This window comes from Gammaproteobacteria bacterium (genome assembly GCA_024235095.1).
Lineage (GTDB): Bacteria > Pseudomonadota > Gammaproteobacteria > Competibacterales > Competibacteraceae > UBA2383.
The window spans coordinates 2,592,594-2,618,669 of the sequence record JACKNC010000001.1 but is presented as its reverse complement, the minus strand read 5'-3'; the positions used below and the strand labels follow the sequence as shown (position 1 = coordinate 2,618,669).

Below are 26,076 nucleotides of genomic sequence, written 5' to 3'. Positions count from 1 at the left end.
GGCCCGCTGCGGATATGGAAATTCCTTACCGCTTGTCTCCCACACGCGCTGTCCTAATCGCCCTGCCGGCGTGATGCGCGTTTGCGTTCATGCTCCAGCAATAGCTTCTTGCGCACCCGAATGGATTTTGGCGTGACCTCAACCAGTTCATCGTCGTCGATGAACTCCAGCGCTTGTTCCAGGCTCATGCGCACTGGCGGAGTCAGCAGGATGTTTTCATCAGAGCCAGCGGCGCGGATGTTGGTCAGTTGCTTGGCCTTGAGCGGGTTGACCACCAAATCGTTGTCGCGGGAGTGAATGCCGACCACCATGCCTTCGTAAACCTCGTCACCGGGACCGACCATCATCCGTCCGCGCTCCTGGAGGTTAAACAATGCATAAGCCAACGCCTTGCCGGTCGCGTTGGCAATCAGCACGCCGTTTAGCCGCGCGCCGATCGCACCTTTTTTCGCTGGCCCGTAACGGTCAAAGACGTGGTAAATCAGCCCCGTGCCGGAAGTAGCGGTCAGGAATTCGGTCTGAAATCCGATCAGGCCGCGCGCCGGAATCAGGTAATCCAAGCGCACCCGCCCCTTGCCGTCGGGTTGCATGTCCAGCAGTTCGCCGCGCCGCTCGCCGAGCTTCTCCATGATGGCGCCCTGATGTTGTTCCTCAACGTCTACCGTGAGTTGCTCGTAGGGTTCGCAGGCTTCGCCGTCGATCTCGCGAATGATGACTTCCGGGCGCGAGACGGCCAGTTCGTAACCCTCGCGGCGCATGTTCTCAATCAGAATCGACAGGTGCAATTCGCCGCGCCCGGAGACCTTGAATTTGTCGGGATCGTCGCTGTCTTCGATGCGCAAGGCCACGTTATGAATGAGTTCCCGCTGGAGCCGTTCGCGCAGTTGGCGACTGGTGACATACTTGCCCTCGCGCCCGGCGAACGGCGAGGTGTTGACCTGGAAGGTCATGCTCATGGTCGGTTCATCGACCTTGAGCAGTGGCAGGGATTCAACGGCGCTGGGATCGCACAATACGTCGGAGATGCCCAGGCCATCAATGCCGGTGAAAGCGATGATATCGCCGGCGGACGCCTCGGGGAATTCGATGCGCTCCAAGCCCTGAAAGCCGAGGATTTGCAGCACCCGACCATTGCGGCGATTGCCATGCCGGTCCAGGATAACCACCGGCGTGTTGGTTTTGACTTTGCCCCGGCGAATGCGGCCAATGCCGATGACGCCGACATAGCTGTTATAGTCCAGGGAACTGACCTGCAACTGGAAAGTTCCGGCGGGATCGACTGCTGGCGGCGAAACGTGGGCGACAATGGTTCCAAACAGCGGATCCATGTTGCCGGAGCGCACGCTGTCGTCCAGTCCAGCGTAACCGTGCAGCGCCGAGGCGTAGATAACCGGGAAGTCCAGTTGTTCGTCGGTCGCGCCCAGGCGGTCGAACAGGTCGAAGGTGCGGTCCAACACCCAATGTGCGCGCGAACCGGGCCGGTCGATCTTGTTGATAACCACGATTGGCCGGAAGCCCATCGCAAAGGCTTTCTGCGTGACAAAACGGGTTTGCGGCATCGGCCCGTCCACCGCATCGACCAGCAATAGCACGGAATCGACCATGGACAATACGCGCTCGACTTCGCCGCCAAAGTCGGCATGGCCGGGGGTATCGACGATATTGATGTGGTAGTCCCGCCAGTAAAGCGCAGTGTTTTTGGCGAGAATGGTAATGCCTCGCTCCTTTTCCAGGTCATTGGAATCCATGACTCGCTCGGCGGCAGCGGCGCGGTTATTAAGAGCGCCGGACTGTTGGAGCAGCTTATCCACCAGTGTGGTTTTGCCGTGGTCAACGTGGGCGATAATGGCGATATTGCGAAGTTTTTCAATCACTGTTTAATCACACTGAGGGCTATCAGGCCAGATCGGAGGCGGCATTATAGCGAAGAATGCGGCGCAACATTTGCTTTACTACGCCAGCAAGGCGGAGATCAGTATATTGTTTGCGAACTGCCTTGAACCTATAACGACCCTCGCGCCTCCCAGGATGGCGAGATAATCTGCTCTGATCTTTTACGGCACACGCCTTCCAGGTCCTTGAGAATGGTCTCCATGCCAATCAGTTTTTCGAGGATGGCGCGAATATCGCGCAGCGTGAAAATCACATCAACATCCATTTCCAGGTACTTCTCCCGCTCTTTGCGTTCCGCTTGCTCGATCGCCGCCTGAATGCTTTCCGATTTTTCGACTTCCGTACCTAGCAAGCGGATGAATACCCGCAGTTTTTGACGCTGCTGGCTCAACCACTCATTATACAAATAAAACATTTCATAGCCATCTTCAATCGAATACGCCTTATAGCGAAATTTCAGTTTCAGATCATCAAAAGTGTTGCGGCGGAGAATTTTTCCGGCTTTCCAGTCATCAATGGTTTGCTGAAATTCAATCGGCAGGAAATCCACATCGGCTTCGATGCGGTTTTTGATGAATTCCAGATCATGGACTTCTTTTTCAACACGTTCGGCGGTAGCGCGCACCTGTTCATGCACCGCCTCGACCTGGCTAACGGTCTTGGCGGGCGATTGACCTGGCTTGGAAGCAGCCAGTTGTTTGCCCTCATGCTCGGCTTCAACCCATTCCGCAATAGCATCTTCGACAGCGCGCAATCGCTCCTCATTGGCTTCAGTCTCCTCGCGATTATTACTGACTTTTTGCTGACGCGCCCGTTCAGCCTCGGCCTGCTCGGCGGCGGCCCACTCGGCAATAGCTTGTTCAACCGCCGCTTTCTCTGCCGCCGCCTTCTCGGCGACAGCCTTCTCGACCGCCGCTCGTTTTGCCGCCAACCGCTCTGCCGCCGCCCGCGCAAGCGCCGCGCTGTGTGCCGCCGCCTTTTCCGCCGCCGCCTTTTCCGCCGCCGCCTTTTCCGCCGCCGCCCGCTTAATGGCTGACAACCGCTCTTCGATCATTTGTTTCCGCTGCCGACTGTAGCGCAACAATAGCCAACCCCCGCCACCCATGACCGCAGCGATTCCTAATAACATAATTATACTAATAATTTGCCAACTGCTCATGGGTCGTCCGTCCAAACCTTTAAATAAGATAAGCCTTTGCCGTCATCCATCGATTCCACCCTGGAAACCAAGCGGCGCTTCCCGTCATGCCTCGCCTCCGAATAACTCTAGCAGCCGAGGCAGCAAGAGTGCGAGTTCTCCGGTCATTAATGCAAATTCTGCGTCAAACACGGCTTCCAGGGAATCGGTCGCAGTTTCCGATAAAGACTCGCGCACCACGTCGAGAAATTGCAGGCGCCGCAGGATCAGTCCCTCATCCAGCACAAACGCCAGTCGATCACTCCAGATCAAGCCGAGCTGCGTCACCAGCTTGCCGGCTTCCAGGTGGGCATGGATTTCATCGCTGGTCAAGTCCTGACCCCGGCAACGCACCACGCCGCCGGTTTCACCCCCCTCGCGCAATTCACAAATATCGCCCAAGGCAAATCCGTTTGGCGCCGAGCTTTCCACCAACCAGGCGGTCATCACTGCGGCTGGCGATTGCTGGACTTTAAGCGGCGCGATGGGTAGGGAACCCAGCGTTTCGCGCAAGGTTCCGGTGACTTCTTCTACCCCGCGCGGACTGGCGCTGTCCACGATCAACCATCCTGCCGCCAAATCCAAGTAAGCATAACTGAACCGGCTACGGGTAAGGGCGCGCGGCAGCAGTTCCTGAACCAGTTGATCACGCAGATCCAGTTTTTCTCGCCGCCGCACGGGTCGCCGCTGTTCATCTTCAATCAAAGCGATGCGTTCCGCCAGCGCCTGATTCACCACGATCGGGGGCAAAACCTTTTCCTCAGTGCGCAAGCAAATCAACCAGCGTCCCGCCACAGCATGCGCATGATCGCGGGCCTTGCGGCCCAGAGGCGGCGTCCAGCCGAATGTACTGGGTTGATGGCTCGGACAGGGTTGAAAAGCGCGCCGCTCCAACTGAGCCGCTAACGCTTCAATCGTCAGGGGCAACGGCTCAATTAGTCGAAACAGGCTAAGATTTTTAAACCACATGAAAAGCATCCGGGTTCGCGAAAGCGCCAATTATCCGCGAATGTCTGGTTATCGCCAAGCGGACGGGCCTCGGCGGTTTCGCATGACGAAAACTCAGAGTGCTATATTGCACTGCAGCAAAAATCGCGTTATGCTGCGACCGCACAATTCGCTGTGATCGACAATTCCTGGGAGAAATCAAGATGAGTAACGATATGTTGGCCAAAATGTCCGAGCAGTATCAAAATTTTCTGAGTCCCGTCATCAAAGCCAACAGGTTATCCGCCGCCAATTTGGAAGCGCTGGTCAATTTCCAGATGAGCGCTTTGCAATCGTATGTCGATATGGCTATGACGCGGATGAAAGCCGCCGCCGAGATCAGCGATCCGGCCAGTTTACAGACTTTTCTGACCAGTCAAGCCGAGACGATCTCCAGTCTGAATCAGAAGTTCATGGAAGACACTAAAGCGCTGGGCGATATGATGGGACGCTTCAAGGCTGAATTTGACAAGCTGGTTAAGGAAAGCCTGCCGCCGGGCAAATCATGATGCGCTGAACCCGGTAGGACGGGCGCTCTGCCTGTCCTAGCGGAGAAGCTGATTCTCTTTTCCCCTTCCCATGTCTAAAACCCGAATCGTCGTCGGTTTGTCCGGCGGGGTGGATTCTTCGGTAGCCGCCCTGTTGCTCGTTGAACAGGGATACGAAGTCCATGGCGTGTTCATGAAAAACTGGGAGGACTCCTTTGAAGCGGGTTATTGCGCCGCCGCCGAGGACCTGGATGACGCCCAGGTTGTGTGCGAGACTCTGGACATCCCGCTGCACACGGTCAACTTCACCGCTGAATATCAGGAACGGGTGTTTCGCTACTTCCTGGAGGAATATCGCCGGGGCCGGACGCCGAACCCGGATATTCTATGCAACACCGAAATCAAATTTCGGGCTTTTCTTAACCATGCTCGTCACCTGGGCGCAGATGCCATCGCCACTGGCCACTATGTTCGGCGCATCGAACAAGACGGCGGTCAGCGCCTGCTCAAGGGTCGCGATCCAGGTAAGGATCAAAGTTATTTCCTTTACGGACTCGATCAGCAGCAATTGGCCAGCGCCTGGTTCCCTGTCGGCGATCTGCTGAAATCCGAAGTGCGGGAACGGGCTGCGGTCGCCGGGCTGGTCACTCACGCCAAAAAAGATAGCACCGGCATCTGCTTCATTGGCGAGCGCCGGTTCCGGGAATTTCTAAACCGTTATTTGCCCGCCCAACCTGGGCAGATTCAGACGGTGGATGGTCAACCGATCGGCGAGCATGCCGGCCTGATGTTCCACACCATTGGCCAGCGCCAGGGATTAGGAATCGGTGGACAACGTCAGGGCAGCGGCGAACCGTGGTATGTGACGGGAAAGGATCTGGAACATAATATCCTGATCGTTGCCCAGGGTCACAATCACCCGGCCTTGTTTCATCGCCGGTTGCGCGCCTCGCCACTGCACTGGATCGCCGGCGAGCCGCCTACGCTGCCGCTCACCTGCATGGCTAAAATTCGCTACCGTCAGCCGGATCAGCTTTGTGTGCTGGAAACGTTGGAGAAAGACCGCGCCGAAGTCCGTTTCACTGAACCGCAACGGGCGATCACTCCGGGGCAGTCAGTGGTGTTTTATCAGAATGAGGAATGCCTGGGCGGCGGAATCATCGAGACCGGCTACAATTGATCGCGTTCTCTTTACAACTCATCACCGAAACTTATGCCCAAAACCGATCATGATCGCGTCATCGCCCTGGCCGGCGTGATGCAAGCCGTTGATCTCGTGCGCAACGTTGCGCAGCGGGGTCAAGTCAACGCCGACGATTTCGAGACCTGTATGAGCAGTCTGCTCCAGGTGGATTCCTCCAGCAGCGAGGACGTGTACGGCGGCGTGACCCGACTTCATTCGGGTCTGCGCCTGCTAGAGGAACAGCTCCATAATCCGCGGGACAAGGAGTTAACTCGTTACGTGCTGACCTTGTTAAGCTTGGAGCGCATCCTGGCGCGGCGCAAAGACCTGCTGGATGTGATTGGCGCAGGCATTCAGGACATTAATCGCAATCTGGCGCATTTTCCGGTTACGCACAGCAACACGATTGCCCGATTTGCGGAGCTTTATTTGCAAACAATCAGCACCCTGTCGCGCCGCATCATGGTCAGCGGCGCGCAGATTCACCTGAACAATCCGGAAAACGCCAATCGAATTCGGGCGTTGCTGCTGGCAGGGATCCGGGCAGCGATTCTTTGGCGGCAAAGCGGCGGCACCCGACTTGGCCTGCTGCTGCGACGCAATGTTCTGTTGCGCGAAACCCGATTGTTGCTCGCCGAGCTGAAGTGAATGGGTAAAATTGCTCCACGCTCGCCCATAAGGACTGATTCTTGTTGGGGTCAGTGTTACCCAGAGTCATGATGATAATCCCTCGTATTTGCCAGATCGCTCAGCCTTGTCCCGAGGCTGTCTTGAAAACATTCACCGCGCCTGTCAGGGCGTTGGCCCGAAGCGTCAATTGCCCGGCTGCGGCGGTAATTCTTTCAGCAAAAGCCGCGTTTTCCTGGGTGACGCGGTCGATCTGCATGGCCGCTTCGTTAATCTGCCCGATGCCCGCGGCCTGTTCGCGGGTGGCTTGATTGATTTCGCTCATGATGGTGGATACCCGCTTAACGGCAACCACGACTTCCTCCATCGTGCCGCTGGCATCGCCGGACAGTTTGGCGCCGGATTCGACCTTGCGCAGCGAATCTGAAATCAGATTTTTAATTTCCTTGGCAGCGACCGCAGTTTTCTGCGCTAGATTGCGCACTTCGCCAGCGACGACGGCAAATCCCCGACCCTGTTCCCCGGCGCGGGCCGCCTCGACCGCCGCGTTCAACGCCAGAATGTTGGTTTGAAAAGCGATGTCATCAATCACGCTGATAATATCGGCAATTTTTTTGGAGCTGGCGTCAATATCGGCCATATTGGCGGCGACTTGGCCGACAACTTCTCCACTACGCTCGGCAACCGCCGAGGCGTTCACCGTTAATTGATTGGCTTGCTGGGCTAGATCCGCGGTTTGCTGTACGGTGGCGTGGATTTGTTCCATACTGGCAGCGGTCTCTTCAAGACTGGATGCCTGGGATTCTGTCCGGGCAGACAATTCGCTAATGCCAGAAGAAATTTGTTCAATTTCGCTGTGGATCTCCTGCGCCTGGGAACGGACATCCCCCACAATCCCCAGGAGATTGACATTAGTTTGATTGAGAACCCGCAGGATGCGCCCGATTTCATCGCTACGGGTAGTGCTTATGCGTCCGCCCAAGTCTCCGCTGGCGATGCGCCGGGCAAAATCCAGGATAGCCTCCAGGGGTCGAACCAGCGTACGCGACAACCAGGCACCGAGCAGTCCTCCTACGCCCACACAGGTCGCAATCAATATCAGGAGTTGGCGCCAATCGAAGCCGGTCACCGGGAAATCGGCTTGCACCCAAAGCAGGCTGACGGATCGAATCCCGATGATCGCAGCCGCCATCAACAGCATCGCGATCCAGATGCGCGTATGCATGCCGACGGACCTCCAGAAATTCAATTTGCCCAGCAGACCCTTGCGGATGACCAAGCCGTTACGTAGGCCGTAACGGCTTTGACCGCTTCGTATATTCTGGTAGAGCGCGCTGGCTGCGGTTACTTCGTCGCGCGTAGGCTTGACGCGGACGGACATGTAACCTATGGGCTTACCTTGTTCGATAATGGGGGTCACATTGGCTTTTACCCAGTAATAATCCCCGTTCTTGCAGCGGTTTTTGACCAGTGCGGTCCATGACCGCCCTGATTCGATGGTCGCCCACAAATCGGCAAACGCTTCCAGCGGCATGTCTGGATGACGCACAAGGTTGTGCGGCGCGCCGATAAGCTCCTCTTCGCTAAAACCACTAATCTCGATAAAAGCTGGATTAGCGTAAGTAATCAGGCTCTTAAGGTCAGTAGTGGAAACCAGAGTGGCGTTCTCTTCAAGAATATGTTCTTTATTAGTGACGGGAAGATTAGTGCGCATGGTTACAATCCATTAGTTACTCTTTAAAGGCATTCGTAGTAATCAAAAGGCGATTTCCCCAATCCTTGAAAATCATGCGGGATTTTCTTTACAACATCCCGAGAGAAGCCGCTGCCTAGTTCGTAAGCTTCAAGATATCATTATAACATTAGCAAGTTTTTGGAGAAATTCCGACTTTTTTTGTCGCTTTAATTAAGCGCTGCCTCTCGCTGGAAATTGAGAGGTTCGGCAATCCAGCCGAAGCTTCGGCGAATTGGCGCGTTTTCGCCTAAAATGATAAGTTGTTCGCATTCACCATCTCAGTACGGAATCATGTCCTCCACTCCGGTTTTCCACACCATTGGCCTGATTGGCAAATTCGGCGACCCGAATGTTGCCGGTACCCTCCATCAAATCGCTGCTCATTTGCAGCGGCACCAGTTGCGGGTGCTGCTCGATGACAGTTCAGCCCGTTTGATTCCCAATCACGATCTGGAGGTCGCTAGCCGGGAAGCAATTGGTGAACAATGCGATTTGGTCATTGTCATGGGCGGCGACGGCACCATGCTGAACGCTGCTCGTTCGCTGGTCGATTACGAAACGCCGATCCTGGGCATCAACCTGGGTCGGCTGGGCTTTCTGGCCGATATGTCGCCGGGCGAACTTCCACATCGGCTAGACGAAGTGCTGAACGGCGAATTCCGTGAAGCGCGTCGTTTAATCCTGCATGCTCAGGTATTGCGCAATGGTCAGGTGACCGGCGAAGCCGACGCGCTGAATGATGTGGTCGTTCACAAGTGCGAAGTGGCGCGTATGATCGAAGTGGATACCTTTCTCGACAGTCGTTTTCTGAATGCCTATCATGCCGATGGGCTGATTATTTCCACCCCGACCGGCTCTACCGCCTACGCGCTGGCGGGCGGCGGGCCGATCATCTATCCCGGTCTGGAAGCCGTGGTGCTAGTGCCGATTTGCCCACACACCCTGACCCATCGCCCGATCGTGGTCAGCGCCGACAGCAGCATCGAAGTCGTACTCAACGCGGCGACGACCACCCAGTCGCAAATTACCTGCGACGGGCAGGTCAGTCTGGCGATTGAACCCGGCGACCGCGTAGTGATTCGTAAGAAGGCGCATAAGGTCAGGCTGCTGCATCCGGTTAACCATGACTACTTCAAGTTGCTGCGGGCCAAGCTGCGCTGGGGCCTGAGTCCGGAAGCGTCGCCGTTCATCTGAACTTGCGCCGTCATGCTGACCCAGTTGCGCGTTCGCGATTTCGCTATTGTTGAGGAACTGGAGCTGGAACTGGCGGCGGGCATGACCGCTGTAACCGGGGAAACCGGGGCCGGCAAATCCATTCTGGTGGACGCGATTGGTTTATTGCTGGGCGACCGGGCGGACAGCGGCGTAATCCGGCATGGCGCGGAGCGGACGGACATCAGCGCCGTGTTCGATCTTGACGCCCTGCCGACCGCGCGGGCCTGGCTGGCGGAGCGCGATCTGAATGAGGCCGGGGAATGCCATCTGCGCCGGGTAGTAACCCGCAATGGACGTTCCCGCAACTACATCAATGGCGTTCCGCAACCGGCCCAGGCGTTGCGGGAGCTGGGCGAGCGCCTGGTGGATATCCACGGCCAGCATGAACACCAGTCGCTGTTGCGGCGCGAAGCGCAGCGGCAATTGCTGGATGACTACGCAGGCAATACGAATTTAGTCACCGAAGTTGCAGAGCATTACCGGGACTGGAGCCGGTTGCGCCAGGAATGGCGCGATTTGCGCCAGGCCAGTCAGGAACGCGACGCCCGGCTGGATATTCTGCGTTATCACCTGCGGGAGCTAGCGGCGCTGAATCTGGCCGAGGGCGAGGTTGCGGAACTGGAAGCCGAGCAGAAACGGTTAGCCCATGCCAGTCAATTGCTGGAGACCGGCCAGCGCCTACTGATCTGGCTGAGCGAGAGCGATGAGGATGCAGTCGCTGACCGGCTGAATCAAAGTTTGCGAGAACTGGAGACGCTGAGCCGGCTGGATGATCGACTCGCCCCGGTAGGCGAACTGTTGAATGCCGCTTTAATCCAGGTGCAGGAGGCCAGCGGTGAGTTGCGCAGTTATGTGCAGGCGCTGGACCTTGATCCCGGACATCTGGCGCAGATTGACCAGCGGTTGAACGCTGCCCACCAATTAGCGCGCAAACATCGCGCCGATGCCGGTGAATTGCCTGCGTTGCGGGTGCGGTTTGAGACCGAACTGGATGGGTTGGAGCATAGCGAAACCCGGCTGGATGAGCTACAGCAGGCGGTGAAAGCAGCGCGAGCCACCTATCAGGAATCCGCCGACCGGTTGAGCGAGCGGCGGGCAGCGGCAGCGTGGGAACTCAGTGAGCGGGTTTCGCTGGCGCTGGCGGGTTTAGGGATGCCGGGGGGACGTTTCAGCATCACGCTGGAGCGACTGGAAAAACCCACGGTAAGCGGCATGGAGACGGTGGAGTTTTTGGTCAGCGCCAATCCAGGGCAACCCTTGCGGCCCTTGTCCAAAGTCGTGTCCGGTGGCGAATTGTCGCGCATCAGCCTGGCTATTCAGGTGATCACCGCCCGCGCCGCGCGCATCCCGACGCTGATTTTTGATGAAGTGGATACCGGCATCGGCGGCGGTGTGGCGGAAGTCGTGGGCCGGCAATTGCGCACTCTGGGCGGCAACCGGCAGGTGCTGTGCGTGACCCATCTGCCGCAAGTCGCGGCGCAGGCCCATCAGCAACTCAAGGTGGAAAAGCGGACGGATGGCGAGAATACCCACACGCAGGTGATGCCTTTGGAGACCGACGAACGAATCACGGAAATCGCCCGGATGCTCGGCGGGTTGGAGTTGACGGCGAATACCATAGCCCATGCGCAGGAGATGGTGGAGAAAGCGACTGTATCGACGATAGACGGGGAACTCTGATGAACTGGCAAGAAGTCTGTGCGGATACGCATCTACGCAATCTGCCGTTTAAAATTGAATTGAATGAATACGGACAGGTAGTCATGTCTCCAGTCAAGGTTTATCACTCGGCGTTTCAGGGAGAAATCGAATATCGGCTGCGCTTCCTGCTGCCTCATGGTCGAACTTTGCCTGAATGCGCAATCGCAACGCCTAAAGGCACGAAAGCCGCTGACGTCGCTTGGATTTCCCCGGAACGCTTCCAGATCGTCCGGGAAGAAGATGAATGCTCCATTGCCCCGGAAATCTGCGTTGAAGTAATTTCATCCAGCAACTCGAAACGGGAAATCAGCGAGAAAATCACCCTGTATTTCAACCAGGGGGCGCTGGAATGCTGGACCTGCGACGAGGATGGGAATATGCAGTTTTACGCGCCGAGCGGACCGCTGGAAAAATCAGTGCTTGCGCCGGATTTTCCGGTTAGAGTTGATTTGTAAAAAGCAGGCTCATCGTTTATTGCTACGCCTGGACAGACGTAACCGTTCAGTCCCCCCCTTTGGCAAAGGGGGGCTAGGGGGGATTCTAGCCCCAGCGACCATGTGAAATCCCCCCCGACCCCCCTTTTTCAAAGGGGGGAGGTAATGCTTACGGACAGACAAGCCGAGGATTCCGCTATGCCCTTCAAGAACTCCGCAACGCACTATGGCTCGGTCACCCGTTTCCTGCATTGGTCCGTCGTCGCCCTGTTCCTCTGGCAATATGTCAGCGCGGCGATCATGACCCACCTGGCAAGGGACAAGACGTTGCTGAGCTTGACCCAGGGCGACTTCTACAACTGGCATAAGTCTATCGGTCTGGCGCTGTTGGTCTTAGCGCTGGCGCGGCTGATCTGGCGGAAAACCACTCCCCTGCCCGACTGGGCGCCAACCCTGTCGCCGGCGGAACAGGCGTTCTCCCACTGGAATGAAGTCCGGCTCTACTGGTGCATGTTTCTGTTGCCCATCAGCGGTTATCTGTTCGTGATGGCGGGGGGATTCGGGGTCAAGCTGTTGGGTCTGTACGACCTGCCCAATCCCATCGGCAAACAGGGTGGGCTGGCGACCACGATGATGGCGGCGCACATTGTCCTGGGCTACGCCGCCATCGTATTCATCGCCTGGCATGTCGGCATTGGCCTCAAGCACCACTGGTTCGACAAGGATGGTTTTCTGAACCGCATGTTGCCGTTCAGGCGGTCTTGATCTTGCCAAACCGGTAATGCGACACGCCCCATTCTTCGCCCTTGCGATAACCAAACAGTTCCGCATAGGCCATGAAGAACACCCGCCAGCGCTGAAACCAGCGCTCGGCTTCATCAACGCCATAGGTTTCCCGGAATAGACCGAGAATCTCCTCCCGATGCCGATCCTGGTTCACCCGCCAGGCTTCCAATGTGCGTTGATAGTGGCGACCGTTGAAATGCCAATCCTCCTCCAAGTGGAGGTCGCCTTGGAAACGCGGCAACAAGTCACGGGACGGCATCAGTCCTCCGGTGAAGAAGTAGCGTCCCATCCAGTTGTTCTCGCCCTCGATCTTGCAGGGATAGGCTACAGCGCGATGAGTGCAAATATGTACGAACAGTTTCCCGCTCGGTTTTAACCAAGCGTGGATGCGCGCCATCAATTCCTGAGAGTTGCGCATGTGTTCGAACATCTCGACCGACAGCACCCGATCGAAACGCCGGTCGGTGGAAAAATCGTTCATGTCGGCGGTAATGACCTGCACGTTGTCGAAACCGCGTTCCCGGCAGCGCGCCTCGATAAATTCCCGCTGCGAGTTCGAGTTGGACACCGCCATGATGCGCGAATCGGGATAAAACTCCGCCAACCACAGAGTAAGCGATCCCCAACCGCAGCCTAGTTCCAGAATGTCTTGATCAAAGTCCAACTCCGCGCGTTCGCAAGTCAAAGCCAGCATCGCGGCTCCGGCGGTTTCCAGATCCTTCACTTCATCAGGCCACCAGCAGGCGCTGTATTTCAAGCGCGGCCCCAGGATTTTCTGAAAAAAGCCGACAGGCGCTTCGTAATGTTGTTCATTGGCTGGGGTCGTACGCCGGGCGATTGGACTTTTGTGCAACTCAGTCTCTAACCGGAGCGCGTCGGTTTCCCGCGCTTGCCCATCGCCTATCGCCTTGCCCATGCGCAACCGTTCACCCAACAGGCGCCGAATCCCAATGCGGATCAACCCGTCGGGGATATAACCCTGTTCTATGAGATCAATCGCGGTTTTGAGCATCGGCAACCTCTACTCAACAACCACTCGAACATTCACAGGATGCCAATAAACGCACTTCCCGCCGCCGCTGTGGTCTTGTTGAAAAGCTCCTTTCATCGCCTCGGAAATTTCCATGCTGCGTTTTGTCGTCATTATTTGCGGAATCCTGCTGGGCCTGCTGGCGACAGCGATTCTGGTCGCCAGCAACCACAGCCATGCACTGGCCGGATTGCGCCATCTGATCACCGATCCCTGGGGCATCGTCACCCTGATTGACCTGGGTATTGGCCTGCTCTTCATTGCGGTCTGGTTGTGGCTGGTGGAGCCGGTTCGCTGGCGGGCAGTCGTGTGGATCATTGCTCTATTCCTGCTGGGCAATGTGGTCACGCTGGCGTACTTGCTATGTCGGACCTGCCAGGTTCGGCACTGGTCAGAACTGTTTCTGCCTTCCCGTTCCGGCGACCGGCGATAAGCAACAATAGCGGCATGAATAAAAGACTTGTCTAAAAAATATTAGACAATAATTATACATTATATTTGCAAACCGCCCAGACTGTTTGCAAAATTTTGCAGATTTTTGCAGATTTCGAGATAGGGTTCTGCATAAAACTCTTTGATTGCCGAATTTGTTCCGAAGAGCGCATGAGACAGCTTTTTCGAAATACCCTTCTTACACCCACCAGTCGCACACGCTGGACTTTGCGCTGGACCCGTCGGCTATTGCTCACTCTGTTGTTGCCGCTATTACTTCTGGCGGCATTCGGTCAGTGGTGGGTATTGCCGCGTCTGAATGATTATCGTGATGACCTAGCCAGCGCGCTGGGCGATGCGTTGCATATACCGGTGCGCATCGAGGCCGTCACCGCAACCCTGGATGGCTGGCGCCTAGCGCTCGGGTTACGGGGAGTCAGCCTGGACGATCCTGGGCAGGATGCGACCCTGGCACATTTCAAACAAGCAGCCATTACCCTGAACTTGTGGCGCTCCTTGCGCGAATGGCAGCCCATCGTTGGGCGCATCCGCCTGGAAGGCGGTATTTTAACGCTGGAACAGAGACCGGATGGAACACCCGGACTATTCAATACCCGCACTCATTCAGACCAGGATGGCTCCTCACTGCCAGACGTCGTTCGATGGCTGTTTGAGCTGCCACAGCTGGAGATTATCGGTGAACAATTAACTCTACAACGATCCGACGGTTTCACTTGGCAACTGCTGCATCCCTACCTGCGTCTCCAGGAGACAGCGCGTGGACGTCGGCTAGCTGTGACCGCCGACTTGCCGGCGAATCTGGGCAAGCAACTGGAGTTGACTGTCGAACAGACGCCCACCAGGGAGGCGACAGCTGAAAGAAACTGGCGATTGCAGGGGAAAATCCATTTCGAGGATCAGGCCGGTCAGGCGTTCACGCCCACCGAGTTCGAGGCCATGCAGAACGGGACTGGATGGCAAGTGGTCATTCAGCGCCTACGAGCGGAGAACGCCTTGACCTGGGTGATGCCCTGGTTAAACGAATCGGCCCGTCAATGGTTGACGCCGCTCAACCCGCAAGGCGAGTTGCCGGAAATCACGCTACGCCGCGAACCGGCCACTGGAGCCTACCGGGTAACTGCCGTTCTGCAAGGGATAAACGTGAGTTCAACCCACGGACTGCCCGGCTTCGACAATATCGCCGGACGGCTGACGCTCACTCCAGAGCAGGGCCGGATTGAGCTGAACTGCCGCACGATCCAGGTGGACACCGCGGGCCTGCTGCGTGCGCCCATTACCCTCGATACCCTCAGCGGAACCGTCGACTGGCGTCGTTCCGCCGAAGGTCTACAAGTGGAAAGCGCCGGCCTCCAATTAGCCAATGCCGATCTCAATGGCCAATTTTGGGGCAGCGTCACCGTTCCCGACACGGGCAAACCATTGTTGGATATCCAGGGCCATTATCACGACGTACAAGTCAAACAAGCCTGGCGTTATCTGCCAGTTGCGGTGATTCCGCCAAAAGGCATCGCCTGGCTGGATCGGGCGCTGATCGATGGCCGGGTCACGACCGGCGATCTGGTTTTTCGAGGACCGCCCGCCGCCTTTCCCTTTGATCAGGATGAAGGACTGTTTGAAACCGGTTTCCAGGTTGAAGACGCCGTACTGGACTATGCGCCGGGTTGGCCGCGCCTGGAACGGCTGCAGGCCGAGGCGCGCTTCCGCAACCGGGGACTGACCGTCGAAGCCCGCAGCGGCCGATTACTGGATGGCGAGATGCAAAAAACTACGACCCGGATTGATGATCTTTCCCGAGTCGTCGTAGAGGTTGAAGGACAAGTCAAGGGTCCCGGCGCCAGCATGTGGCGGGCGCTTCGGGAAAGTCCTTTCGGTCGTGAACTGAACGAGGATCTGCCGGATTTGCAAATCAGCGGCGCCAGTACGCTCGATCTTGAATTGACCCTGCCAACCGATGGACGCCCAAGTCAGACGCGGGGGCGCGTGGAATTACTGGACAATGATATCAGTTTACCCGCCTGGAAAGTTGAACTGAGTCGATTACACGGTGAGGCGCGTTTTACAGAAAGCAGTCTGGAAGCCAGAGATATTCAGGCATTATGGCGCGGCGAAGCGATTCGGCTCGATCTGGATCTGGCGGACCGTGAGGGGCGTCGTGAATTGCGGACACAGGTGTTGGGAAAACTGGGATTGCCGGCATTGATCGGTTCGTCTGCCGCAGCGGATCTGGAATCCCAAATTACCGGCGCCAGCGACTGGAAAGCTGCGCTGACGGTTCCGACCCATCGCCGGGAACAAGAGTCTGCATTCTCCCTGGAGTTGAGTTCGGACCTGCGTGGAGTCGCTATCGACTGGCCCCCGCCACTGGGCAAGACGGCGAGCGAGTCCCGTCCCCTGCGAATCGCCGTGCAGCCGACCGATCGGAACCGCTGGGGCGTGGCGCTGGAGTACGAACCCGAAGTGCGAGCGGCGTTGGAGTTAAGCAGTCTACTGGACACACCCCAATTTGAACGGGGTGAGTTGCGGATTGGCGCTGGCGCCGCGCAACTTCCCAGTGAATCCGGTCTGGCGATCGTCGCTGAGTTGCCACGCTGGTCCTGGGCCACTCCGGCTAAAGCGCCCTCTTCCAACCCGCCGGAAAATCGCAGCAACACAAGCGTTCGCCCCCCCTCTTTGGCAAAGGGGGGTCGGGGGGGATTTCGGAACAATCCGTGCGAACGGCTAAGCGCTCAGGAATCTACACCCAATGCATTAGCGCTGGTGCGCAGTCTGGATGCGCAAATTGATGCATTCATGGTCGCCGATCAGTCTTTCAGGGAAATGACGATCCATGCCCGCCGTTCTTCCAGGGAATTGCAGATTGAACTCAACAGTGCGACTTTGTCCGGGCAGGCGACCTTGCCGGATCAGCCCACTCCAGCGCGCCCCATCAATGTCGCGTTACAACGCTTGCAGATCCAACGCGCTACGGATGGCGCCTCCTCGCAGGGCAGACGGAAATCCACCATAAACCCCTGCCAACTGCCGCCACTGGCGTTGACGGTCGCCGATTTACAGATGGACGATCAGCATCTGGGGCGGTTGCGGCTGGCGGCCATACCACGTCCTGATGGCATCCAGTTATCGGGAATTGAATTGCATTCCGAACAGCAGCAGATTGACGCCGATGGCGCATGGTGGTGGAACGATGGTCACCAGGCATCCCGGATCAAGGCCGCGCTGCGCAGTCCGGCGTTAGGTGAAAGTCTGGCGGTATTTGGCTACCCAGAATCCGGTATCGCCCGTGGTCCAACTCAGGCGCAACTAGACGCCGAATGGGCGGCGGCGTTGCCGGATTTTGCGCTGGATCGGATTTCCGGTACGCTGAATTTCGAGGTCGGTCCTGGCCAACTGTTGGAAATCAACCCTGGGCTGGGCCGCATGATTGGTTTGTTCAGCGTCCAGAATCTCAATCGCCGCCTGAACCTGGACTTCAGCGATCTATTTCAGCCAGGCACCAGTTTCGACCGGATCAGTGGCGAATTTACTTTCGAACAAGGGCAGGCGCATACCGATAACCTGAACATTGAAGCACCAGCGGCGCGGATAAAAATTCAGGGCCGGGTGGATTTGAAAAATCGGGATTATGATCAACAGATCACGGTCACGCCCCAACTGGGCGGTGCGCTACCGATTGCGGGCGCGATTGTGGGCGGACCGGTGGCTGGCGCGGCAATGTTCGTCGCTGAACGATTGTTGCAAAAAGGTATTGAGCAGGCAACCCGCTATCAGTACCGATTATCCGGCTCGTGGGACGATCCCGTGCTGGAGCCGTTACCCATAGAAACACCGCCCTCCCCATCCCGGCAGGGGTTCGCGAGTGACAACGAAACAAGGTGATCGCCCATGTCCATCCTGGCTGCTATTCAAATGATTTCCGAAGCAGAGGTTTCTACGAATCTGGCGGCGGCTGCCGATTTACTGGCGGAAGCAGCCAAACGTGGCGCACGGTTGGCGGTATTGCCGGAAAATTTTGCCCTGATGGGTCGCCGGGAAAGCGACAAGCTGGCGGTGCGGGAAACAGAAGGCGATGGACCAATCCAGGCTTTTCTTGCGGAACAGGCCGCTCGCCATCGCCTCTGGCTGGTCGGCGGGACGATTCCATTGCGCAGCACGAGCGATGAAAACCGGGTCAAGGCCGCCTGCCTGCTGTTCGATAACCAAGGTCGTCAGGTCGCCCGTTACGACAAGGTTCATCTGTTCGATGTGCAAGTGCCCGACAGCACGGAGCGGTATGCGGAATCAGCCACGATTGAACCAGGCGATCGCTATGTGGTTGCCGATACGCCGTTTGGCCGGCTGGGTTTGGCGGTCTGCTATGATTTACGTTTTCCCGAACAATTTCGCGCCCTATCTGCGCAGGGTATGGATATTTTGGCTTTACCCGCTGCGTTCACCGCAGCAACCGGCGCCGCTCATTGGGAAGTCCTGCTGCGCGCGCGGGCCATTGAAAATCAGTGCTATGTCATCGCCTCGGCGCAGGGGGGTCGGCATAGCAATGGCCGTGAAACCTTCGGTGACAGTCTGATTGCCGATCCCTGGGGGTTGATTCTCGACCGGTTATACGGAGGACCGGGCGTAGTGCTGGGCAAGTTGGATCAGGCGTTTCTGAAAAGCGTTCGCCAGCAGTTTCCGGTGCTGGAACATCGATCCTGGAATATCAATTGAGTTGATTAAAGAGGCTCCATCCATGAATTTCACACCCATCGGTCTCCAGGTTCCCAGGTTGCTGCTACCCCGTGCGGGTGTGGATCTCACCGAGTGGGCGGTGGTGGCCTGCGATCAATACACCTCGCAACCGGATTACTGGGCGCAAGTCGAAGCGCTGGTTGGCAAAGCGCCTTCGACCTTACGGTTGATTCTGCCGGAGGTTTATCTGGGCGCGTCCGACGAAACGCAACGTATCGCTGCCATTCACGAAACCATGCGCCGCTATCTGGCTGAGGGCGTGTTAGAGCCCCAAGCGCCAGGAATGGTGCGGATTGAACGCGAGACGGCGCACGGTCGGACCCGCCGGGGACTCATCGCCGCTTTGGATTTGGAGCATTACGACTTCACTCCCGGCGCCAAGACCCTGATTCGCCCTACCGAGGGCACCATTCTGGAGCGTCTGCCGCCGCGCGTGCGGGTGCGTGAACATGCGCCGCTGGAACTGCCGCATGTCATGGTGCTGATCGACGATCCCGAACGCAGCGTTATTGAACCGTTGTTCGCCGAACCACTGGAAATGCTCTATGACGTTCCGTTGATGCTGGATAGCGGTCGGGTGCGTGGTGGGCGGCTGAATCATCCAATGGGGATTCAATGGGTCGTCGAGCAATTGGCGCGGTTGGCGAATCCAGCGATATTCAATGACCGCTATGGCGTGGTGGATGAACCCGTGATGCTGTACGCGATGGGCGACGGTAATCATTCCTTCGCCACCGCCAAGACGATCTGGGAAAACCTCAAGCGCACTGCGCCTGATCCGGCAGCCATCATGGATCATCCGGCCCGCCATGCGCTGGTGGAACTGGTGAATCTGCATGACGAGGGGTTGGAGTTTGAGGCGATTCATCGCGTTGCGTTTAACATTAATCCAGACCACCTGTTGGGAGCGATGGCGACGTTCTGCGCCAAACAAGGTTCGACGCTGACGGTCATCGATTATCCCTCATGCGAAGCGGCCCGGCAGGCATGGCAAGCCATGGAGCAACGGCCTGATTGCCATACCCTGGCTTTCACCAGCCACGATCATCATGGCGTTCTGATGATTGAGCGACCACGACTCACTTTGCCCGTGGCCAGTTTGCAAACCGTTCTCGATCAATATCTGGAAAATCGGCCTGACGCCCGGATTGACTACATCCACGGTGAGAACACTCTGGAACAGTTGGGCGCGCAACCCGGCAACCTGGGTTTCTATCTACCAGCCTTGGCCAAGGCGGATTTTTTCCGCACGGTGATCCGCGACGGCGCACTGCCCAGAAAGACCTTTTCGATGGGCGAAGCGGATGAGAAGCGGTTTTATCTGGAATGCCGGCGCATTGTTTAAACGGGAATTCCCATGTCCAACGCTCTAGACCTTGCGCGAGTGCGCAATATCGGCATCGCCGCGCATGTGGATGCCGGCAAGACCACCCTGACCGAGCGCATGCTGTATTACGCCGGCGTTTCCCACAAAATCGGCGAGGTCCATGAGGGGGCTGCCCACATGGATTACCTGGCCGAGGAACAAGCGCATGGGATCACCATTACTGCCGCTGTGACCCGCCTGCCCTGGCGGGAGCATCTGATTCAACTGATCGATACCCCTGGTCATGTCGATTTCACCATCGAGGTCGAGCGCTCAATGCGCGTCCTGGATGGCTGCGTGATTGTGCTGGATGGGGTGCGCGGGGTCGAACCGCAAACCGAAACCGTCTGGCGGCAACGCGCCCGATTTGGGTTACCCGCGCTGTTTTTCATCAACAAACTGGATCGGCCGGGCGCCGATTTTGACCGGGCGCTAACCACGGTGCGCGAACGTCTGGATGCGGAACCGGTCGCGGTGACCGTACCGTCGCCGAATAATGACGGTACGGTCATCCACCTGATCGATAAAACACGGTGGCGTTTCACCGGCGAGCGTGGAGAGCAGGTGGACATCACGCCCTGCGATGAAGCCGCCTGGGAGCAAATGCGGCGCTGGCGGGAAAGTCTGTTACTGGCGGCGGCGGAGATGGATGAAGCCTTGGCTGAATTGGTGCTAACCGAACAGGAACCGGAACCGGAAGCGGTTTGGGGGGCGCTGCGGTTGGCGACCTTGGCCGGCAAGGCGTTTCCCTGCTTCGCCGGTAGCGCTTTGCGCAATCAGGGGGTGCAGCCGGTCATGGATAGCGTGCTGCGACTATTGCCGACCCCAACCGAACGCCCACCCAGTCTGGCCCATCGACCGGATGGCGGTGAGGAGTGGATTGCAATGACCACTGATGGACCGCTGACGGCGCTGGCCTTCAAGGTACAGATGTGGGAAGGTCGTCGCCACGTCTTTGCCCGACTCTATCGCGGAGCGCTGAAACCGGGCGATGAAGTAGCGATTCCCGGTCCGGGGGGAACGGTGCGTCACGAGCGCGCGGCGCGGCTGTTCGAGGTGGACGCCAATCACAAGACCCGGCTGGATCAGGCTACCGCCGGGCAGATCGTGTTGATTGCCGGCCTGCGCTGGGCGACGACGGGCGATACTTTATGCGCGCCAAGCCATCCGCTGTGGCTGGAGCGCATCGAAGCACGCGAACCGGTGCTGGGCTTGGCGATTGAACCGCAATCCAGCGCCGATGAACAAAAGTTGCTGGAGGCGCTGGACAAGCTGCAACAGGAAGACCCCACCCTGCGCATCGAAGACGACCAGGAAACGGGGCAGCGGGTATTGCGCGGCATGGGTGAGTTGCATTTGCAGATCGCTGGCGAGCGCTTGCGCCGCGAGTTCAATGTCAACATTCGCGTCGGCAATCCCGATGTAGTGACCCGTGAAACCATTGAACACACCACCGAAGCCGACAACCTGTTTCATCGGGTGATTGAACAGCCGGATGGCAAAAAGCTGGAAATGAAAGCCTGGGCGCGGGTCGCAGTCGCGCCCTTGCCGCGCGGAGCGGGTTTGACGGTGAGCGTTGAACCGGTCGTGCGACCGGAGGGCGCCCAACTCAGTCCGCCGCAGCAGGAGGCAATTTCTGGCGGCGTCGAGGATGCAGTAATCAATGGGCCGACGACGGGAGCGACCTTGCAGGATTTGGCGGTGCGAGTGCTGGATGTGGAGCTGTTTGGCGCGCTCTCCAGCCCGCAAGCGATGCGCATTGCCGTCGCGGAGGCGGTGCGAAAAGCATTGATTCGAGCAGGCGGGTTAGTGCTGCGGCCCATCATGGCCACCGAGGTGGTGGTTCCGGAAAGCGATGTAGGGACGGTCATGGGCGATTTGCAATCCCGCCGGGCGGTCATTCGGGACACCACCAGTCTGGGGGAGATGACCATTATCCATTGCGATTGCGCGCTGGACCGGTTGCTCGGCTATATCACCGATCTGCGCGGCATGACTCACGGTCGCGGTCAGTTCACCATGACTTTTGAGCGGTTTGACGTGGCTTGATCAGGGCAGAAACAAATGAGCCGCTGCTTCCGGATGACTGGCAAAGTAAAGGTGCAGGTACGATGCGGTCAACCGTCCCACCCGATAGACCGCCTCACCCGGCTGGCCATTTCGCTGGCGGCGCCCCTGTGTGAGCGGCGTCAACGGCGTTTCCAATTTGGAGTGATGGAAAGTATGGCCGCGCAGTTCCCCTTCCGGTAATTGCACGGACTGCATCCCCAATCCCGCCAGTTTAGGTTGCATCACCGCCTGACCAGGCAGTAAACCTAGCATGGATGCGCGGTAGCCCTCTTTATCCGTCAACGACTCCAGGGTGTAGAGCAGGCCGCCGCATTCGGCATAAATCGGTTTGCTAGAGGCGTGATGCTGGCGCAAGGCCGCCCGCATCGGTTCGTTGCTGGCCAGCGTATCCAGATGTAGCTCCGGGTAGCCGCCAGGTAGATAGATCGCATCGACCTCTGGCAGATCAGCATCGGCCAGTGGCGAAAAGAAGGCCAGTTCCGCCCCCAGCGCCCGCAGCGTGTCCAGATTAGCCGGGTAGAGAAAAGCAAACGCCATGTCGCGGGCAATGCCGATCCGCACGCCTTTCAGCAGGGGCGGCGGCGGTTCTCTGTGCATAGCGGGGAAGGCCACCGGCGGCGGCAATTCAGCCAGGCCGGTTTCGGCGATCAGTGCGGCAACGGCATTCAAACGGGTTTCCAGATCCGCAATTTCCGCCGCCTGCACCAGACCCAGATGCCGGTCTGGCAGGGTGATTTCGTCATCGCGCGGCAACCCGCCATAATAATGGGTTTCAGGCGGCAGGCTTTCCGCCAGCAGCTCGGCATGGCCCGGCCCCGCAACGCGATTAGCCAGCACCCCAGCGAACGGTAGGCTCGGACGGTAATGCGCCAAGCCGTGAGCGACCGCGCCAAAGGTTTGCGCCATGGCGTGAGCGTTGATCAGCGCCAGGACGGGAACGCCGAACAATTCAGCCAGGTCGGCGCTGGAAGGCGTGCCGTCGAACAGCCCCATCACGCCTTCGATCAGGATCAAATCGGCTTCCTGCGCGGCCTGGTAGAGTAGCGCCTTGCAGTCGCGCTCGCCGGTCATCCACAAATCGAGCTGATAGACCGGTTGACCGGAAGCCCGTTCCAGAATCATCGGGTCGAGAAAATCCGGGCCGGTTTTGAACACGCGCACGGTGCGGCCTTGGTCGCGATGGTAACGCGCCAGACCTGCGGTCACGGTGGTTTTGCCCTGACCGGAGGCCGAGGCGCTCAGCAGCAGGGCGGGACAGGTTGCAGAGATCATGAGAAGACAAGTGAAAGGTTAGAGGCTAAAGATTATAGTCTTTCATCTTTCACCTTGCTTCTTTTGCCTTTAACCTTGCATCATGCGTCCCGAAACTCCTGAAACGCCTCATCCTCTCCGCTACGGTTACACCACCGGGGCTTGTGCAACTGCGGCCAGCTTGGCGGCAGCCTGTCGACTATTGACCGGCATCGACCTTGATCAAATAGAAATTACTCTGCCGCGCGGTCAACGGGCGCAGTTTTCATTGGAATATTGCCGGCTGACTCCCCAAAGTGCCGAGGCGGCGGTGATTAAAGATGCCGGCGATGATCCCGATATCACGCATGGCGCCTTGATCTCTGCTCAGGTTACGTTGCATGAGCAAGCAGGCGTGAAGTTCTATGCGGGACCGGGCGTTGGGACCGTGACCCTGCCGGGTTTACCCATCCCGGTCGGCGAACCGGCTATTAATCCTACACCGCGCCGGATGATCACCGATCATTTGACTTGTTTAGCGGCTGAACAGGGTTATCACGGCGGCTTTGCCGTGACGATTGGCGTGGAGCATGGCGAGGAACTGGCGCGGAAAACTCTTAATCCCCGGCTTGGCGTTGTCGGGGGACTCTCCATTTTGGGTACGACCGGCATCGTCCGGCCATTCTCCTGTTCCGCCTACATTGCTTCGATTCAACAAGCCATTGAGGTCGCCCGCGCCAACGGCCTTACCCACATCGCCGCCTGCACTGGGGCTACCAGCGAGCAGACCATTCGTCAATATTATGGCTTACCGGACATCGCGTTGATCGAAATGGGCGACTTTGCCGGGGCGGTGTTGAAGCATCTGCGGCGAACGCCGATCTCCCGCCTTAGCCTGGTGGGTGGCTTTGGCAAGATCAGCAAGCTGGCGGCAGGGCATCTGGATCTACACAGCTATCACTCCAGCATCGACTTGTCCTTGCTGGCTGTGGAGGCAGCGGCGCTGGGAGCGGATTCCCGATTACAGGAAGCGATACGAACTGCTAACACGAGCCAACGAGCGCTGACTTTGGCGCATTCCGCTGGATTGCCGCTGGGCGAACGCATTTGTATCATGGCCCGCAATCAAGCCCGTGCTATCCTGCCGCTTGAAGTAGCGGTGGAGGTGTGGGCCACTGATCGGGAAGGGAAGCCGGTAGGTCATGCCGGTTTTGATTGTGCGCAACAAGAACAGTCTGCGCCTTGTAATAGCAAGGCTATTCATGGACAACCCCCTTAAATAATCATTATTTGTCTATTTCATTTTGAAACATTGCGGAGTCTTGCATCGAGTCTCCATCCAAATGTGTTCCGCGCCCACACGCTGCAAAGAGAAATCCCATACAGCGCCCTCTTTTCGCGCCTCGCACCAGGATCAGCACCTGGTTTTGCACCATTTTACGGCGCAATGCCCTCATTTGGCGCTCCCGCCGCCTTCATCCGACCATTAGAATCCGCCAACTGACCAGCAAATATCAGCATTATCCTGATGGCATGGTCTTTGATACACGCCCTTGCAGTTCGCTTTCCGGCGGACTCCCAACCATAACATCCATCAAGGGCTTAATATGACAAAGACCATGCTGAAAACCCTCTCCTGGCTGCTGGCCGGCGCGCTGACAGTAGGCGCTACTCTGGCGCAGGCCGCCGACACCATCAAGGTGGGCGTTCTCCATTCCTTGTCCGGCACCATGGCCATCAGTGAAACGACGCTCAAGGATACGGTGCTAATGCTCATTGATGAGCAGAACAAGAAGGGCGGCCTACTCGGCAAGAAGCTGGAAGCCGTGGTCGTTGACCCCGCCTCGAATTGGCCGTTGTTCGCCGAAAAAGCGCGCGAGTTGTTGCAAAAAGACAAGGTCGATGTCGTGTTCGGTTGCTGGACTTCGGTCTCGCGCAAATCCGTGCTGCCAGTCTTTGAGGAGCTAAACGGTATTCTGTTCTATCCCGTGCAATACGAGGGCGAGGAATCCTCTCGCAACGTGTTCTACACCGGCGCTGCACCGAACCAGCAGGCGATTCCGGCGGTGGACTATCTGATGAACGATCTCGGGATAGAGCGTTGGGTGCTAGCAGGCACGGACTATGTTTATCCCCGCACCACCAACAAGATTCTGGAAGCCTATCTAAAAGCTAAAGGCGTCAAGGACGAGGACATTATGATTAACTACACGCCTTTCGGTCATTCCGACTGGCAGTCCATCGTCGCCGATATCAAGAAATTCGGTTCAGCGGGCAAGAAGACCGCGGTGGTCTCCACCATCAACGGCGACGCCAACGTGCCATTCTACAAGGAACTGGGTAACCAAGGCATCTCTGCAACCGATATTCCGGTCGTTGCCTTTTCGGTGGGCGAGGAAGAATTGTCCGGTATCGACACCAAACCGCTGGTTGGTCACCTGGCCGCATGGAACTACTTCATGAGCGTCAAGGACAAGGCCAACGACGCCTTCATCAAGCAGTGGCACACCTTCATCAAGGACAAGAAGCGCGTGACTAACGATCCCATGGAAGCCCATTACATTGGCTTCAATATGTGGGTAAAGGCGGTGGAAAAGGCGAAATCCACTGATCCTGACAAGGTCATCGATGCGATGGTGGGCATTGAATACCCCAATCTGACCGGCGGCGTCGCCAAAATGTTGCCTAATCACCATCTGACCAAGCCGGTGCTGATCGGCGAAATTCAAGCCGACGGGCAGTTTGATGTGGTATGGAAGACCAAGGGTCTGGTGCCGGGCGACGCCTGGTCCGATTACCTGCCGGGCAGCAAGGACATCATTGCTGACTGGGCCGATCCCAAAATTCATTGTGGCAACTACAACACCGTCACTAAGAAGTGCTCTGGTCAGAACTACTGATCGATGCTGCGAAATCCCCCCTGACCCCCCTTTGATTCTAAAGGGGGAGCAAGAAGCGTGGGGGATCCTTCCTCAA

At 57.6% G+C, this 26,076-nt stretch carries 20 protein-coding genes; 14 read left to right on the top strand and 6 right to left on the bottom strand.

Annotation, left to right across the window (positions count from 1 at the left end):
• Positions 1-53 precede the first annotated feature (53 nt).
• From typA to H6973_11550, 3 genes are all read right to left on the bottom strand, one after another.
• Positions 54-1,874, bottom strand: coding sequence for a translational GTPase TypA (gene typA, locus H6973_11560; GenBank protein MCP5126233.1), 1,821 nt, complete (start codon positions 1,872-1,874; stop codon positions 54-56).
• Positions 1,875-2,002: 128 nt separating this feature from the next.
• A complete protein-coding gene (locus tag H6973_11555; protein MCP5126232.1) occupies positions 2,003-2,998 on the bottom strand; it encodes a hypothetical protein in 996 nt (331 codons plus the stop codon).
• A 138-nt stretch (positions 2,999-3,136) separates the two neighbouring features.
• Positions 3,137-4,039, bottom strand: a complete 903-nt coding sequence (locus tag H6973_11550) for a recombination-associated protein RdgC (protein ID MCP5126231.1) — start codon at positions 4,037-4,039, stop codon at positions 3,137-3,139.
• Between the two features lie 182 nt (positions 4,040-4,221).
• Here H6973_11550 and H6973_11545 point away from each other — a divergent pair, with 182 nt between their 5' ends.
• The 3 genes from H6973_11545 (at position 4,222) to hflD (ending at position 6,376) form a co-directional block, all read left to right on the top strand.
• Positions 4,222-4,566 (top strand): phasin family protein, encoded by a 345-nt coding sequence (locus H6973_11545; GenBank protein MCP5126230.1) that lies wholly within the window; start codon positions 4,222-4,224, stop codon positions 4,564-4,566.
• Between the two features lie 70 nt (positions 4,567-4,636).
• Positions 4,637-5,725, top strand: a complete 1,089-nt coding sequence (gene mnmA / locus H6973_11540) for a tRNA 2-thiouridine(34) synthase MnmA (protein MCP5126229.1) — start codon at positions 4,637-4,639, stop codon at positions 5,723-5,725.
• Positions 5,726-5,758: 33 nt separating this feature from the next.
• Positions 5,759-6,376, top strand: coding sequence for a high frequency lysogenization protein HflD (gene hflD / locus H6973_11535; GenBank protein ID MCP5126228.1), 618 nt, complete (start codon positions 5,759-5,761; stop codon positions 6,374-6,376).
• 100 nt (positions 6,377-6,476) lie between these two features.
• Here the strand turns inward: hflD and H6973_11530 are convergent, their stop codons facing one another.
• On the bottom strand, positions 6,477-8,069 hold the full coding sequence (locus H6973_11530; GenBank protein ID MCP5126227.1) for a PAS domain-containing protein: 1,593 nt from the start codon (positions 8,067-8,069) through the stop codon (positions 6,477-6,479).
• Positions 8,070-8,381: 312 nt separating this feature from the next.
• Here H6973_11530 and H6973_11525 point away from each other — a divergent pair, with 312 nt between their 5' ends.
• The 4 genes from H6973_11525 to H6973_11510 all read left to right on the top strand — a co-directional run bounded on the left by H6973_11525 (position 8,382) and on the right by H6973_11510 (position 12,205).
• The gene (locus H6973_11525; GenBank protein ID MCP5126226.1) at positions 8,382-9,284 is read left to right on the top strand and encodes an NAD(+) kinase; all 903 of its coding nucleotides are present in this window, start codon (positions 8,382-8,384) and stop codon (positions 9,282-9,284) included.
• Between the two features lie 12 nt (positions 9,285-9,296).
• A complete protein-coding gene (gene recN, locus H6973_11520) occupies positions 9,297-10,985 on the top strand; it encodes a DNA repair protein RecN (protein ID MCP5126225.1) in 1,689 nt (562 codons plus the stop codon).
• Entirely contained in the window at positions 10,985-11,461 is a 477-nt protein-coding gene (locus tag H6973_11515; GenBank protein MCP5126224.1) for a Uma2 family endonuclease, read from the top strand. Before recN ends, H6973_11515 begins: the two co-directional genes overlap by 1 nt.
• Positions 11,462-11,638: 177 nt before the next feature.
• Positions 11,639-12,205 carry a cytochrome b gene (locus H6973_11510; GenBank protein ID MCP5126223.1) on the top strand — a complete coding sequence of 189 codons (567 nt, stop codon included), beginning with the start codon at positions 11,639-11,641 and terminating at the stop codon, positions 12,203-12,205.
• On the opposite strand, the gene H6973_11505 is transcribed toward H6973_11510, so the two are convergent.
• On the bottom strand, positions 12,192-13,238 hold the full coding sequence (locus tag H6973_11505; protein MCP5126222.1) for a class I SAM-dependent methyltransferase: 1,047 nt from the start codon (positions 13,236-13,238) through the stop codon (positions 12,192-12,194). The two genes, H6973_11510 and H6973_11505, sit on opposite strands and share 14 nt — an antisense overlap.
• 112 nt (positions 13,239-13,350) lie before the next feature.
• Here H6973_11505 and H6973_11500 point away from each other — a divergent pair, with 112 nt between their 5' ends.
• The 5 genes from H6973_11500 (at position 13,351) to H6973_11480 (ending at position 21,849) form a co-directional block, all read left to right on the top strand.
• Positions 13,351-13,689, top strand: a complete 339-nt coding sequence (locus tag H6973_11500; GenBank protein ID MCP5126221.1) for a DUF1475 family protein — start codon at positions 13,351-13,353, stop codon at positions 13,687-13,689.
• Positions 13,690-13,859: 170 nt separating this feature from the next.
• The gene (locus H6973_11495) at positions 13,860-17,585 is read left to right on the top strand and encodes a TIGR02099 family protein (protein MCP5126220.1); all 3,726 of its coding nucleotides are present in this window, start codon (positions 13,860-13,862) and stop codon (positions 17,583-17,585) included.
• A gap of 6 nt (positions 17,586-17,591) precedes the next feature.
• The gene (locus H6973_11490; protein MCP5126219.1) at positions 17,592-18,413 is read left to right on the top strand and encodes a carbon-nitrogen hydrolase family protein; all 822 of its coding nucleotides are present in this window, start codon (positions 17,592-17,594) and stop codon (positions 18,411-18,413) included.
• Positions 18,414-18,435: 22 nt separating this feature from the next.
• A complete protein-coding gene (locus H6973_11485; protein MCP5126218.1) occupies positions 18,436-19,779 on the top strand; it encodes a DUF1015 domain-containing protein in 1,344 nt (447 codons plus the stop codon).
• 12 nt (positions 19,780-19,791) lie between these two features.
• Positions 19,792-21,849, top strand: a complete 2,058-nt coding sequence (locus H6973_11480; GenBank protein ID MCP5126217.1) for a GTP-binding protein — start codon at positions 19,792-19,794, stop codon at positions 21,847-21,849.
• Here the strand turns inward: H6973_11480 and H6973_11475 are convergent, their stop codons facing one another.
• Positions 21,850-23,142: a cobyrinate a,c-diamide synthase gene (locus H6973_11475; protein MCP5126216.1), complete on the bottom strand. Its 1,293-nt coding sequence runs from the start codon at positions 23,140-23,142 to the stop codon at positions 21,850-21,852. It abuts the gene before it with no gap.
• 82 nt (positions 23,143-23,224) lie between these two features.
• Here H6973_11475 and H6973_11470 point away from each other — a divergent pair, with 82 nt between their 5' ends.
• Both H6973_11470 and urtA read left to right on the top strand, forming a co-directional pair.
• Positions 23,225-24,379: a cobalt-precorrin-5B (C(1))-methyltransferase gene (locus H6973_11470; GenBank protein ID MCP5126215.1), complete on the top strand. Its 1,155-nt coding sequence runs from the start codon at positions 23,225-23,227 to the stop codon at positions 24,377-24,379.
• A 328-nt stretch (positions 24,380-24,707) separates the two neighbouring features.
• Complete coding sequence (urtA, locus tag H6973_11465) at positions 24,708-26,000, top strand: urea ABC transporter substrate-binding protein (protein ID MCP5126214.1); 1,293 nt, start codon at positions 24,708-24,710, stop codon at positions 25,998-26,000.
• Positions 26,001-26,076: the final 76 nt, after the last annotated feature.

What these genes read in the sequence shown, in the direction of transcription:
- H6973_11555 (MCP5126232.1), bottom strand. Translation starts at nt 2,998, where the DNA reads ATGGGTGGCGGGGGTTGGCTATTGTTGCGCTACAGTCGGCAGCGGAAA.
- H6973_11550 (MCP5126231.1), bottom strand. Translation starts at nt 4,039, where the DNA reads ATGTGGTTTAAAAATCTTAGCCTGTTTCGACTAATTGAGCCGTTGCCC.
- H6973_11545 (MCP5126230.1), top strand. Translation starts at nt 4,222, where the DNA reads ATGAGTAACGATATGTTGGCCAAAATGTCCGAGCAGTATCAAAATTTT.
- mnmA (MCP5126229.1), top strand. Translation starts at nt 4,637, where the DNA reads ATGTCTAAAACCCGAATCGTCGTCGGTTTGTCCGGCGGGGTGGATTCT.
- hflD (MCP5126228.1), top strand. Translation starts at nt 5,759, where the DNA reads ATGCCCAAAACCGATCATGATCGCGTCATCGCCCTGGCCGGCGTGATG.
- H6973_11530 (MCP5126227.1), bottom strand. Translation starts at nt 8,069, where the DNA reads ATGCGCACTAATCTTCCCGTCACTAATAAAGAACATATTCTTGAAGAG.
- H6973_11525 (MCP5126226.1), top strand. Translation starts at nt 8,382, where the DNA reads ATGTCCTCCACTCCGGTTTTCCACACCATTGGCCTGATTGGCAAATTC.
- recN (MCP5126225.1), top strand. Translation starts at nt 9,297, where the DNA reads ATGCTGACCCAGTTGCGCGTTCGCGATTTCGCTATTGTTGAGGAACTG.
- H6973_11515 (MCP5126224.1), top strand. Translation starts at nt 10,985, where the DNA reads ATGAACTGGCAAGAAGTCTGTGCGGATACGCATCTACGCAATCTGCCG.
- H6973_11510 (MCP5126223.1), top strand. Translation starts at nt 11,639, where the DNA reads ATGCCCTTCAAGAACTCCGCAACGCACTATGGCTCGGTCACCCGTTTC.
- H6973_11505 (MCP5126222.1), bottom strand. Translation starts at nt 13,238, where the DNA reads ATGCTCAAAACCGCGATTGATCTCATAGAACAGGGTTATATCCCCGAC.
- H6973_11500 (MCP5126221.1), top strand. Translation starts at nt 13,351, where the DNA reads ATGCTGCGTTTTGTCGTCATTATTTGCGGAATCCTGCTGGGCCTGCTG.
- H6973_11495 (MCP5126220.1), top strand. Translation starts at nt 13,860, where the DNA reads ATGAGACAGCTTTTTCGAAATACCCTTCTTACACCCACCAGTCGCACA.
- H6973_11490 (MCP5126219.1), top strand. Translation starts at nt 17,592, where the DNA reads ATGTCCATCCTGGCTGCTATTCAAATGATTTCCGAAGCAGAGGTTTCT.
- H6973_11485 (MCP5126218.1), top strand. Translation starts at nt 18,436, where the DNA reads ATGAATTTCACACCCATCGGTCTCCAGGTTCCCAGGTTGCTGCTACCC.
- H6973_11480 (MCP5126217.1), top strand. Translation starts at nt 19,792, where the DNA reads ATGTCCAACGCTCTAGACCTTGCGCGAGTGCGCAATATCGGCATCGCC.
- H6973_11475 (MCP5126216.1), bottom strand. Translation starts at nt 23,142, where the DNA reads ATGATCTCTGCAACCTGTCCCGCCCTGCTGCTGAGCGCCTCGGCCTCC.
- H6973_11470 (MCP5126215.1), top strand. Translation starts at nt 23,225, where the DNA reads ATGCGTCCCGAAACTCCTGAAACGCCTCATCCTCTCCGCTACGGTTAC.
- urtA (MCP5126214.1), top strand. Translation starts at nt 24,708, where the DNA reads ATGACAAAGACCATGCTGAAAACCCTCTCCTGGCTGCTGGCCGGCGCG.